General features: G+C 71.4%; 1 protein-coding gene (cut by a window edge). It reads left to right on the plus strand.

Features of this window, described 5'->3' with window-relative positions:
* Positions 1-13,959: the 5' portion of a non-ribosomal peptide synthase/polyketide synthase gene (locus tag AC5W7N_RS08435; protein WP_495923472.1), read on the plus strand. 4,485 nt of this gene lie beyond the right edge of the window; 13,959 of the gene's 18,444 nt are visible here — the first part of the coding sequence; its start codon is at positions 1-3; the stop codon falls past the right edge of the window.

Genomic DNA, 13,959 nt, shown 5'->3' on the forward strand with positions numbered 1-13,959 from the left:
GTGCACGGTACGGAGTTGGGTGGACCCAGCGCGCGGAAGCAGGCGACGCTGCATACCGAGGCGCGAACATCCGCGCCGGCCCGCTTCCCGCTCGCACCCGCGCAGCTGGGAGTCTGGTACGCCCAGCTCCTCGATCCGCAGGTGCCGATCAATGTGGCGCAATACGTGGACGTGCGTGGTGCGGTGGACGCCGAACTGCTGCAAGAGGTTTCGATCGAGGCGGCGCGTGAGTACGAATCGGTGCTGGTTCGCATCGGGGAAGCCGACGGGGTGCCGTACCAGTGGGTCGACGCGCAGGCCTCGGTCCACATTCCGTTGATCGATGTCCGTTCGTATCCCGATCCGATTGCGGCAGCGAAAGAATGGATGCGGGCCGAATCCAGTACGCCGGTCGATCTACTCCACGATCAGCTTTTCGCGGGCGCGCTGCTGCGGGTCGAGGCCGACCGCTATTTCTGGTATCTGCGCGCGCACCACATCATCCTCGACGGATTCGGCGCACTCACCAACACCATGCGGGTGGCCGAGCGTTACACCGCGCGGGTGCTCGGACGCGAGCCGGAGCCGGTCTCACCCGCCACCCTTGCGACGCTGGTCGAGGGCGAGCACGCCTATCGCGACAGCTCCCGTTTCGGCGCCGACCGCACGCACTGGGCCGAACGGGTGGCCGGGCTGGATGCACCGACCAGCCTCGACGGCCGCACCGCGCCGCGCGCCGCGGCCAACCTCATCGCCGGACGGCCGCTGCCCGAGGCGCTCACCCAACGGATGAACACCCTGGCCGCGAGCCAGGATTCGACCCCGGCGGTGGTGCTGCTCGCCGCCTTCGCCGCCTATCTCGGCCGGCTCACCGACCGCAATGACGCCGTGCTCAGCCTGCCGGTGACCGCTCGCACCACCGCGGTGATGCGCCGCTCGGCGGGCATGCTGTCCAATATCGTGCCCTTGCGGCTGTCGACCGGCGGCAGCTGGGGCGAGCTGCTGCACGCCACCCGGGTGGAGGTCGCGGGCGCGCTGCGGCACCAGCGCTACCGGGCCGAGGACATCCGCCGCGACGCCGAGCACGACGGGCGCCCGGCCCGGCGCGCCCTGTTCGGTCCGCTGGCCAACATCATGCTGTTCCGCAGCGACCTCACCCTCGGCACGGCGACCGGCCAGTACCACGTGCTGTCCACCGGGCCGGTGGAGGATCTGAGCCTCAACGTCTACTACGGCGAACGCGACCGGGTGCACGTCGACTTCGAGGCCAATCCCAACCTCTACGACGCCGACGACATCGCCCGGCACCACGCCCGCTTCATCGGGTACCTGGACCGGCTGCTCGCGACCGACCTGGACGCGCCCCTGGCCGGTGTCGAGGTCGCCACCGAGCTGGAGCTGGAGGTCAGCACCAAGATCTGGAACGCCACCGGCCATCCGGTGGACCCGCGCGCCACGCTGGTGTCGATGTTCGAGGCGCAGGTGGCGCGCACCCCGGACGCGGTCGCGCTGCGCTTCGCCGGCAGCCCCGACCTGACCTACGCCGAGCTCGCGGCCCGGGCGAATCGGCTGGCCAGGGCGTTGATCGCGCGCGCGGTCGGCCCGGAGTCGCTGGTGGGGCTGCATATCCGGCGCTCACCGGAGCTGGTGATCGCCATGTACGCGGTGCTCGCCGCGGGGGCCGCCTATGTGCCGCTGGACCCCGACCATCCGGCCGACCGCACCGCGCACATCATCGCGACCGCGCGTCCGGCCTGTGTGCTCACCGCGGGTGACCGGCCGGATCTGGCCGACGGCGTGGTGCCGGTGCTCGACCTCGACGAACTGCCCGCCGACGGCCCCACCGGCCCTATCTGGGACCGGGAACGCGGCACCGCACTGCGCCCGGCCCATCCGGCCTACGTGATCTTCACCTCCGGCTCCACCGGCAAACCCAAGGGCGTCGTGGTCTCGCATGCCGCGATCGTGAACCGGCTGGTGTGGATGCAGCGCGCCTATCGGCTCACCCCGGCCGATGTGGTGTTGCAGAAGACGCCTGCCACCTTCGACGTGTCGGTGTGGGAATTCTTCTGGCCGCTGCAGATCGGCGCGACGCTGGTGCTGGCCCAGCCCGACGGCCACCGCGACCCCGCCCACCTGCGCGCGGTGATCGCCGAATACGGCGTCACCACCGCACATTTCGTGCCGTCCATGCTCGAGGCGTTCCTGGCGCACCAGGACATGGCCGCCGAGCCCTCGCTGCGCACGGTGTTCGCTTCCGGCGAGGCGCTACCCGCCTCGCTCGCCCAGCGGCTACGGGTGCTGACCGGCGCCCGGCTGCACAACCTGTACGGTCCGACCGAAGCGGCGGTGGACGTCACCTTCCACGAGGTGACCGACGCCGATACCGTTTCGGTGCCGATCGGCGCCCCGGTGTTCAACACTCGGGTCTACGCGCTGGATTCGCGGTTGCGTCCGGTACCGGTCGGGGCGCCGGGTGAGCTGTATCTGTCGGGGGTACAGCTCGCCCGGGGATATGCGGGTGCGCCCGGCCTGACGGCGGCCCGGTTCGTCGCCGATCCGTTCGGCGATCAGCCGGGGGAGCGGCTGTACCGCACCGGCGATGTGGTGCGCTGGACGACCAACGGTGAACTGGAATATCTCGGTCGCACCGATTTCCAGGTGAAGCTGCGCGGGCTGCGGATCGAACCGGGCGAGATCGAGGCCGTGCTGGCCGCCGTGGACTCGGTGGTGCGGGCGGTGGTCGTGGTGCGCGACGACCACGGCGTCGGCGAACAGCTGGTGGCCTATGTGGTGGAAGCCGAACCGGACACGGTGACCCCGGAGCGGTTGCGGGCCGCCGCGGCGCGGGCACTGCCCGGGTACATGGTGCCCGCCGCGTACGTGGTGCTGGACGCGCTGCCGGTCAATGCCTCCGGCAAGCTCGACCGGGCCGCGCTACCCGCACCGCAGCGCGGCACCGCGGAATACACCGCCCCCGCCACTCCCGTGGAGCAGGCGGTGGCCGCGGTGTTCACCGAACTGCTCGGACAGCAGCGGATCGGCCGCGACGACGACTTCTTCGCTCTCGGCGGCAACAGCCTGATCGCCACCCAGGTGGCGGCCCGGCTCGGCGCCGACCTCGGCTGCCGGCTCGGGGTGCGCGAACTGTTCGCCGCGTCCACGGTGGCGGGGCTGGCCGAGCTGATCGAGCAGCGCGCCGATTCCGGTGCGCTCGCGCCGCTGTACGCCCGGCCGCGTCCGGAGTATGTGCCGCTCTCGCCCGCGCAGCAGCGGATCTGGTTCCTCAACCGGTTCGAGGACACGAGCGCGAGCTACAACATGCCGTTCGTGGTGCGGCTGCGCGGCGCGGTGGATCTGCCCGCCCTCGGCGCCGCCCTCGGCGACCTGGTGCAACGCCACGAGGTGCTGCGCACGGTCTTCCCGGCGACCCCGCCCGGGGTGGACGCCGCCGGATCGGCCGCCCATCAGGTGGTGCTCGAGCCGGCGCAGTTCGTGGTGACGCCCGAAGCGATCGGCGCGGACGCGCTGGACGGCGAACTCGCGGCGTTCGCGTCGGCCGGTTTCGATCTCGAACGCGAGATACCGTTCCGTGCGCGTGTTTTCGTGGTGGACGACGGCAGCGTCGCCCTGGCCGTCGTCGTGCACCACATCGCCGCGGACGGGCTCTCGCTGCGGGTCCTGGCGCGCGACGTCATGGGCGCCTACACCGCCCGCCGCGACGGCGCCGTCCCCGCACCGACGCCGCTGCCGGTGCAGTACGCGGACTACAGCATGTGGCAGCGCGAGCTGCTCGGCTCGGCCGCCGACCCGGCCGCACCGCTGGGACGGCAGCTGGATTTCTGGACCACCACGCTCGCCGGCGCCCCCGATCTGCTCGAACTTCCCGCCGACCGCCCGCGCCCGGCCGTCGCCTCCGCCCGTGGCGCCATCCATCGATTCGAGATCCCGGCCGAGCTGTACACCGCGCTCACCGAAACCGCGCGCACGCACCAGCTGTCGACGTTCATGGTGTTGCACGCCGGATTCGCGGCACTGCTGTCGCGCCTGGCCTGCGCCGACGACATCGTGATCGGCACACCCGTCGCGGGCCGCGGTGATCGCGCCCTCGACGACCTGATCGGCATGTTCGTCAACACCCTGCCGCTGCGCACCGTCATCGACCCCGACGGCACCGTCGAACACCTGCTCACCGAGGTCAAGGCGGCCGATCTGGCGGCCTTCGCCCATGCCGACCTGCCGTTCGAGCAACTGGTCGACGCCATCAACCCGCCACGGTCGCAGGCCAGGCACCCCCTGTTCCAAGTGTTGTTCTCCTTCGACAACACGGGCGACATCAGCTTCGAACTCCCCGGTATCGCGGCGCGGACCAGTACCCTGGACACCGGCGTGACCAAGTTCGATCTTCAACTCACGGTCACCGATCACCTCGGCGGGGCCGGACACAGGGAAGGTCCGGCGCCGACCGGGGTGCCCGCCGAATTCACCTACGCCACAGATCTTTTCGATGCGGAAACCATCGAAGAATACGCGCGTCTGCTGCTGCGGGTGCTGCGGGCGATCGTCGAGGAGACCGAGCGCGTAGTCGCCGATCTACCGCTGCTCGACGCCGCCGAACAACGGCGGGTGCTCGCCTCCGGGGACGCGACGGCGGTGCGGCCGAAGCGGCGCGCGATCGCGGTCGATGTGGCCACCGCCGTCTCTCTCGGCGCAGGCAACCTGCCAGACCTGCCCCCGCACAGGCGGATTCCCGCGCCGGGCGAACCGACCCTGTTGGACGCCTTCACCTACCAAGCCGAGCGTCGGCCGGCCGCCATCGCCCTCGTCGACGGTGACCAGCAGCTCACCTACGCCGAACTCGCCGGGCGCGTCAACCGGCTCGCGCGCCGCCTGATCGCCGCCGGTGTCGGGCCTGAAACGCTTGTCGCGCTGGACATGCCCCGTTCGGCGGAATTCGTGATCGCCGCGTACGCCGTGCTCATCGCGGGCGGCGGGTACGTTCCGCTCGACCCCGAGCAGCCTGCCGCGCGCATCGGCCAGGTGCTGGAGACGGCGCGTCCGGTGTGCGTGCTCGTCCGCTCGTGCGATACCTGGACCGGCACAGATGTTGCCGTACTGACCGTCGACGACGAGCTCGCCGAGTACTCGACCGCGCCCGTCACCGATGCGGAGCGGCGCGCACCGCTCCGATCGGCGCACACCGCCTATGTCATCTTCACCTCCGGTTCCACCGGGCGCCCCAAGGGCGTCGCGGTGCAGCACGCCTCGGTCGTCAACCAGATCGATTGGATCACCACCGAATACGACATCACTCCCGACGATGTGGTCCTGTTCAAGACGCCCGCCACCTTCGATGTCTCGGTGTGGGAGCTGTTCGCCCCGACGGCGGTGGGCGCGCGGCTGGTCGTCGCCGCACCCGGCGGGCACCGCGATCCCGGCTACCTGGCCGCGACCATCGCGGCGCAGCGGGTGAGCATGACCTCGTTCGTGCCGTCCATGCTGACGGTCTTCGCCGAGACCGCGCCCGCCGCAGCGCTGGCCTCGCTGCGCACGGTGCTGGTGGCCGGCGAGGCGATGACCGGTGCGGCAGCGGCCGCGTTCGCCGCGGTGAGTTCCGCGGCGTTGCACAACCTCTACGGCCCGACCGAATTCACCGTCCACGCCACCCATGCGCCGGTATCGCCGCAGGTCGATGGCTCGGTACCGATCGGCCGCCCGGTGCCGGGCAGTCAGGTGCTCGTGCTCGACGCCCGCCTGCGTCCGGTGCCCGACACCGTGGTGGGCGAACTGTACCTGTCCGGTGTGCAGGTGGCGCGCGGCTACCACGGACGCGCTGATCTGAGTGCGGCCCGTTTCGTCGCCAATCCCTACGGCCCGGCCGGTGCGCGGATGTACCGCACGGGCGACCTGGTGCGGCGCAACCGGGCGGGCGAACTGGAATACCTGGGCCGCAGCGATTTCCAGGTCAAACTGCGCGGCCAGCGCATCGAGCTCGGTGAGATCGAGGCAGCGCTGAGCGCATGCCCCGAGGTGCGCTCGGCCGCCGCGCGGGTGTACCGGCACACCGCCGGTGAGCTGCTGGTGGCGTATGTGGTGACCGGCGATTCCGATACCGACCCGACGGCAGTACTCGATTCCCGGCTGCGTGCGGTGCTGCCCTCGTACATGGTGCCCGGCGCCTACGTCCGGCTGGACGCGATGCCGCTGACCAGCTCGGGCAAGCTCGATCGCAAGGCGCTGCCCGATCCCGAGCTGGCCACCGCGACCTTCCGTGCACCCGTCACCCGGGCCGAGCGCACGGTGGCGGAGATCTTCGCGCAGGCCCTCGGCGCCGACCGGGTCGGCCTCGACGACGATTTCTTCGCCCTCGGCGGAAACTCGCTGGTCGCCACCCAGATCGCGGCCCGCATCGCCGCCCTGCTCGATACCGATGTGCCGGTACGGATGCTGTTCGAATCCCCGACGGTCGGCGCGCTCGCCGCCCGGCTGGGCGAGGGCGATGGTGGCCGAGCGCGGCCCGCCCTGGTCGCGCGGGAGCGGCCCGAGTTGGTGCCGCTGTCGTACGCACAGCAACGCATGTGGTTCCTCAACCAGTTCGACGCCGAATCGGTCGCCGACAATCTGACCGCCGCCGTCCGGTTGACGGGGACGCTCGATCGGGAAGCCCTGCGTGCGGCGGTGGCCGACGTCATCGAACGGCACGAAACGCTGCGCACGGTGTACCCGGCGGTGCACGGGGTTGCGTGCCAGCGCGTCCTGCCCGCAGGCACGCCCATGCGGTTCGACGACATCGCGCCCGACCGGCTCGACCACCGGATCCGAGCCGAAGCCGCCACCCCGTTCCGCGTCGACCGGGAACCACCGGTGCGCCTGACCCTGCTGCGCCTGGCCGCCGGCGACCACGTCCTGGTCGTGTCGATGCATCACATCAGCGCCGACGGCTGGTCGATCGCGCCGCTCACCCGCGACCTCATGCGCGCCTACGGCGCCCGCTGTGCCGCGACCGCGCCGGACTGGGCGCCGCTGCCGGTGCAGTACGCCGATTACACGCTCTGGCAGCGCGAGGTACTCGGCGCCGAGGACGACCCGGATTCACTACTCGCCGAACAGATCCGGTTCTGGTCGGCGGAGCTGGCGCAGCTACCCGATGTGCTGGATCTCCCCGCCGACCGTCCCCGTCCGGCCGTCGCGACCGGCCGCGGCGCGCGGTACGCCTTCACCATCGACGCCGCCACCCATCGCGGCATCCGCGCTGTGGCGCGCCGCTCGAACGCCTCGCTGTTCATGGTCGTGCACGCCGCCTTCGCAGCGCTGCTGTCGCGCCTGACCGGGCACACCGATATCGCCCTCGGCACCCCGGTCGCCGGTCGCGGTGATCAGGCGCTGGACGAGCTGGTCGGCATGTTCGTCAACACGCTGGTGCTCCGTTCGCAGGTGCCTCCCGATCGCAGCTTCACCGAGCTGCTCGAGGCGGTCCGCGACGGCGATCTGCGGGCCTTCGCGCACGCCGACGTCCCGTTCGAGCGGCTGGTCGAGGTGGTGAACCCGCCGCGTTCGGCGGCACGGCATCCGCTGTTCCAGGTGATGCTCGATGTGCAGAACACCGCGACGACACGCCTGGAATTGGCCGGTGTCACGGCCACCCGGCTCGATCTCGATACCGGCACCGCGAAATTCGACCTGCACCTGACGATCACCGAAACCGTGGACGGCGACGGGCCGGCCGGGCTCGACGCGGTCTTCGAATACGCGACCGATCTGTTCGACGCGGGCACCGTCGCCACCTTCGCCGACCGGCTGCGGCTGCTGCTGGCCGCGGCGCTCGCCGATCCGCAGCGTCCGGTGGGCGATCTGGAGGTGATGAGCCCGGCCGAGCGCGCGCTGGTGCTCGATACCTGGAACGCCACCGCGGCCGAGGTGCCCGCGGGGCAGACGCTGGTGTCGCTGTTCGAGGCGCAGGCCGCCCGCACCCCGGACACGGTCGCGCTGGTGTATCCCGGTGTGCCGCAGCGCGCGGCGACCATGAATTACGCGGACTTCGCCGGTCGAGTGAATCGGCTGGCCAGGCTGCTGGTCTCCATCGGTGTGCGCCCCGACAGCCGGGTCGCGGTGGCGATGCCGCGGTCGCTGGATCAGGTGGTCGCGATGTACGCGGTGATCACCGCCGGTGGCGCATATGTGCCGGTGGATCCCGAGCATCCGGCCGAACGGATCGGTCATGTGCTGCGGACAGCGCGGCCGGTGTGCGTGCTCACCCGCTCCACCGACGGCTTGGACCTGGCCGACGGCGACGAGGCGCGGCGGTGGGCGGTGCTCGACGTCGACCAGTTCGACACCTCCGACTATTCGGACGCGCCGTTGACCGACGCTGACCGCCTCGGCACGCTGACCGCCGCGCACACGGCGTACGTGCTCTTCACCTCGGGGTCGACGGGCAGGCCCAAGGGCGTCGCGGTCACGCATGCGGCGATCGTGAACCGTCTGGTGTGGATGCAGTCGGCGTACGGGCTCGACGCCTCGGACGTGGTGTTGCAGAAGACGCCGTCCACTTTCGATGTGTCGGTGTGGGAGTTCTTCTGGCCCTTGCAGATCGGTGCGCGACTGGTGCTTGCCGAGCCGGAGGGGCACCGCGACCCCGCGTATCTGGCCGAGGTCATCGATGCCGAGGGCGTCACGGTGGCGCACTTCGTGCCGTCCATGCTTGCCGCGTTCGTTGGCTCACCCGCGATGGCCGAACCCGGCCGCTGCACGTCGCTGCGGATGGTGTTCGCCTCCGGTGAGGCGCTGCCCGCCGGTCCCGCGCACCGGCTGCGCGAACTGACCGGCGCGCGGCTGCACAACCTGTACGGCCCGACCGAGGCCGCGGTCGACGTCACCTGCCACGAGGTCACCGAGGCCGACACGGTGTCGGTGCCCATCGGTTCGCCGGTGTTCAACACCCAGGTGTACGTGCTGGACTCGCGGCTGCACCCGGTGCCGCCGGGTGTCGCGGGCGAGCTGTACCTGGCGGGGGCGCAATTGGCGCGCGGCTACATCGGCCGCTCGGATCTGACGGCCGATCGGTTCGTGGCCAACCCCTTCGGCCCCGGCGGGCGCATGTACCGCACCGGCGACGTGGTGGCCTGGAACCGCGACGGCGAGCTGGAGTACCTGGGCCGCAGCGATTTCCAGGTGAAACTGCGTGGTCAGCGGATCGAACTCGGGGAGATCGAGGCGGCACTCGACGAGCTCGCCGGTGTCGCCCGTTCGGTCGTCCTGCTGCGCGCGGCTGCCGCCACGGGCGAGCAGCTGGTGGGGTACCTGCTCGCCGAGCGGGACGCCGAGATCGACCTGGCGGCGGTGCGGGCCGCGCTGGCCGAGCGACTCCCGTCGTATATGCGCCCGTCCGCGTTCGTGGTGCTCGACGAGTTCCCGGTCAATGCCTCCGGCAAGCTGGACCGCACAGCCCTGCCCGCCCCCGTGCACGAGGCGGCCGTTTTCCGGGCGCCGAGCACCGACGCCGAGCAGCTCGTGGCCGAGGCGTTCGCCGCGGTACTCGGCATCGAGCGGGCCGGCCTGGATGACGATTTCTTCGCCCTCGGCGGCAACTCACTGAACGCGACGCAGGTCGTCGCCCGGGTGGCGACCGCATTGGACGCCGAGCTCGGTGTGCGGGAGTTGTTCGACGCGCCGACCGTCGCCGCGTTCGCCGTCCGTGCGCTGGCTCGGCGCGGCACCAGGGCCGGGCGCCCGCTGGTGCGGCGGGAGCGACCGGCCCGGATTCCTTTGTCGCCGGCGCAGCAGCGGATGTGGTTCCTCAACCGTTTCCTCAGCGAGGACACCGGCGTTGGCGATGCCGTCGACAACATCCCGGTGGCGTTGCGGTTGACCGGCGAGCTGGATCGCGCAGCCCTCGCCGCCGCCCTGACGGACATCGTCGGACGTCACGAAACGCTGCGCACCGTCTACCCGGACGGTCCGGAGGGGCCCGAGCAGCGCATCCTGCCGGCCGCGGGTGGCCACGCCGCCGGGCCCGCGATCGTCCTGCGTACCGAGACCGCTACCGCTACCGAGCTATCGCAGCGGCTCACCGCGCTGGCGGCCGAACCGTTCGACCTGACCACGGAAACTCCGTTGCGGGCGGCGCTGTTCACCCTCGCCCCCACCGATCATGTGCTGGCACTGGTCCTGCACCACATCAGTGCCGACGGCTTCTCGCTCGGACCGCTGGCCCGCGACCTGATGACGGCCTACTCCGCCCGCCGCGGCGGACGCGCCCCCGTATGGGACGCGCTGCCCGTGCAGTACGCCGACTACACGCTCTGGCAGCACGACCGCGCCGACTCCGACGAGCATCGGCGCGCGCTCGAGCACTGGCGCCGCACCCTCGACGGCCTGCCCGAGCAGCTCGAACTGCCCACCGACCGGCCGCGGCCCGCTGTCACCAGTCATCGCGGCGCCACCTTCCGGCTGCGCATCGACGCCGAACTGCACAGCGAACTGCGCGAACTCGCCCGCAAACGGGAGACCACGTTGTTCGGCACCGTGCACGCCGCGCTGGCGGTGCTGCTGTCGCGGCTGTCCGGCAGCGCCGATATCGCCATCGGTACTCCCGTGGCCGGACGGGGTGCACCCGAGCTGGATGGGCTGGTCGGCATGTTCGTCAACACGCTCGTCCTGCGCACCCACATCGACACCAGGCTGCGCTTCGAGACCCTGCTCGACCAGGTGCGGGCCGTCGATCTGGACGCGCTCTCGCACGCCGAGGTGCCCTTCGACCAGTTGGTCGACCTGGTCGCGCCGACCCGCGCACGTAACCGTCATCCGCTGTTCCAGGTGGCGTTGACCTTCCAGAACTTCGCCCTGCCCGCCATGGAATTGCCCGAGCTGACCGTCCGGCCGCTCGAATTCGACGCCGGTGCGGCGAAATTCGATCTCCAGTTCACCGTCCGCGAATCCGATCCGGACGGCCGCGCCGACGGCATGGACATCGACATCACCTACGCCACCGATCTGTTCGACGCGGACACCGTCGCCGTGCTCGGCCGCCGCTTCACCCAGGTGCTCGCGGCGGTCGCGGCCGATGCGACCGTGGTGGTGGGCGATATCCAGATGCTCTCCGCCGAGGAACAGCATCGCGCGCTCTACGAATGGCCGGTCACCGGCGACGACCGCGCGGCCGACGGCACACTCGCCGAGCGGTTCGCCCGCGCCGCCGCACTCGACCCGGCGGCGGTCGCGGTGCGTGCCGACCACCGCACACTGACCTACGCCGAACTCGATGACTGGTCGAATCGACTGGCGCGGCGGCTCATCGCCGCCGGAGTGGGCCCGGAAACCCTTGTCGCGGTGGCATTGCCGCGCTCGGCGGAACTGGTGGTCGCGCTGCTGGCGGTGGTCAAGGCAGGCGGCGGCTATCTGCCGATCGATCCCGCCTACCCGGCCGACCGGATCGAATACGTCCTCGACGACGCCCGCCCGGTGTGCGCCATCACCAGTGCGACGACCGAACTCGCGCGCGGATGGTTCGGCGGGCCCGTCATCGACATCGCCGTCACCGATCCCGCCGACCCGGAGAACGCCGGCCAGGGTCGCTGCGCGCCGATCGGTGACGCCGACCGTCGCGCACCACTCGATCCGGCCGCGACCGCCTACGTCATCTACACCTCCGGCTCCACCGGACGGCCCAAGGGCGTCGTCGTCCCGCACCGCAATGTGCTGCGACTGCTCGACAACACCCAGCGCCACTTCGAGTTCGGGCCCTCGGATGTATGGACGCTGTTCCACTCCTATGCCTTCGACTTCTCGGTGTGGGAGCTATGGGGTGCGCTGCTGCACGGCGGAACGCTGGTCGTCGTCGACTACTACACCTCGCGCTCGCCGCAGCAGTTCCGCGAACTGCTCGCCGCCGAAGGCGTGACCGTGCTCAATCAGACCCCGTCGGCGTTCTATCAGCTCGCGGCCGCCGATCTGGCCGAACCCGCCCGCGACGACCTCGCGCTGCGCTACGTGATCTTCGGTGGTGAAGCACTCGAGCCGCAGCGGTTGACCGGCTGGTTCGCGCGCTACCAGCGCACGCCGCGACTGGTGAACATGTACGGCATCACCGAGACCACGGTGCACGTGTCGTACCGGCCGATCGAGGCGGGCACCGGCTCGGCCAGCGTCATCGGTGGTGCGCTGCCGGGGCTGGCGGTGCGGCTGCTCGATGACCGGCTGCGTCCGGTGCCGGTGGGCGTGCCCGGCGAAATCTATGTCTCCGGTGGCCAGTTGGCCCGCGGCTACCTCGGCAGACCCGCCCTGACCGCCGCCCGCTTCGTCGCCGACCCCTACGCTGCCGACGGCTCCCTGGCCTACCGCTCCGGCGACCTCGCCCGCTGGACCGCCGACGGCGAACTGGAATACCTGGGCCGCGCCGATCAGCAGGTGAATCTGCGCGGGTTCCGGATCGAGCTGGGTGAGATCGAGGCGGCGCTGCTGGACGAGGCCGCGCTGCAGGATCTGTCGGCGCCGGCCGATGAGGCGGCGCGGCCGGGTACTGCGCTGCCGCTGGACCGATCGGCTCTGTTCGATGGCGCGGCGCCCGGCCGAGCAGCGCTGGACGACGGGACGACGGGACCGGCCGAGGCCTCGCGGCCCGATGAGGCGTCGGTGGACGGTGGGCCGGGGGATTCGAGCCGGACGACGTCGGGCGCGGCCCTGCCCGGCGGTGCTGACAGCGGGCGCGCCGGTGCCGTGCCGAACGCTGGCGCGAACGGCTCCGCCGCGTCCGCGGGCGGCCGGGCTGTAGTCCGGGAGGCCGCCGTCGTGGTGCGCACCGATCTCGCCGACGAGGCGCGGATCGTCGCCTACCTGGTCGCGCCGGGTGCGGTCGATCTCGCCGCGCTGCGGCAGGGGCTGGCGCGCAGGCTGCCCGAGCACATGGTGCCCGCGGCGATCGTGCGGGTCGAGCGGATTCCGTTGACGGTCAACGGGAAGCTGGATCGGGCCGCCCTGCCCGCGCCGGTGTTCGAGGGCACCGCCTATCGCAAGCCCGCCACACCGGCCGAGGAGATCGTGGCGGGGGTGTTCGCGGAGGTGCTCGGGCTCGGCACCGGCGCCGGGCACCGGGTCGGCGCCGACGACGATTTCTTCGATCTCGGCGGCAGTTCGCTGCTCGCGGCGAAGGCGGCCGCGCGGATCGGGGCGGCGTTCGGCCGCACGGTCGGGGTGCGCGCGCTGTTCGAGCATTCGCGAGTCGCCGAACTGGCCGCGCTGGCCGGCGCCGACGACGCCGAGCCGAGCCGTCCGCCGCTGATCGCTGGGGCACGTCCGGCGCGGCTGCCGCTGTCGCCGGCGCAGCAGCGCATGTGGTTCCTCAACCGCTTCGACCGCGCGTCGACCGCCTACAACATCCCGCTGGCGCTCCGGTTGACCGGCGCCCTCGATGTCGCCGCGCTGCGGGCCGCGGTCGCCGATGTGATCGCCAGGCACGAATCGCTGCGTACCCGGTACCCGGAGGTCGACGGCACCGCCGAACAGCTGATCGTGCCGACGGCCGAGGCGATCCCGGCCGTCGAGCCGGAGCCGGTGACCGAGGCCGAGCTGCCCGCGCGGATCCGGGAGCTGGCCGAGACCACCTTCGACATCGCCGCCGAGATCCCGGTGCGGATGCGGCTGCTGCGGCTGAGCGACACCGAGTTCGTCTTCGCCGCGGTGCTGCATCACATCGCTGCCGACGGCTCCTCCATCGCCCCCTTCGTCCGGGACCTGATGGCGGCGTACTCGGCGCGGCTCGACCAGTGCGCTCCGTGCTGGAACCCGCTCGCGGTGCAGTACGTCGATTACGCGCTGTGGCAGCACCGGCTGCTCGGAGCCGAGGACGACCCGGAGTCGCTCGCGGCCCGGCAGCTCGCCTTCTGGAAGGACGCCCTCGCCGGGCTGCCCGATCAGCTGACCCTGCCCACCGACCGTCCGCGCCCGGCCAAGCAGAGCCTGCGTGGTGCGAAGATCGCCCGCACC

The organism is Nocardia sp. CDC519 (assembly GCF_059509835.1).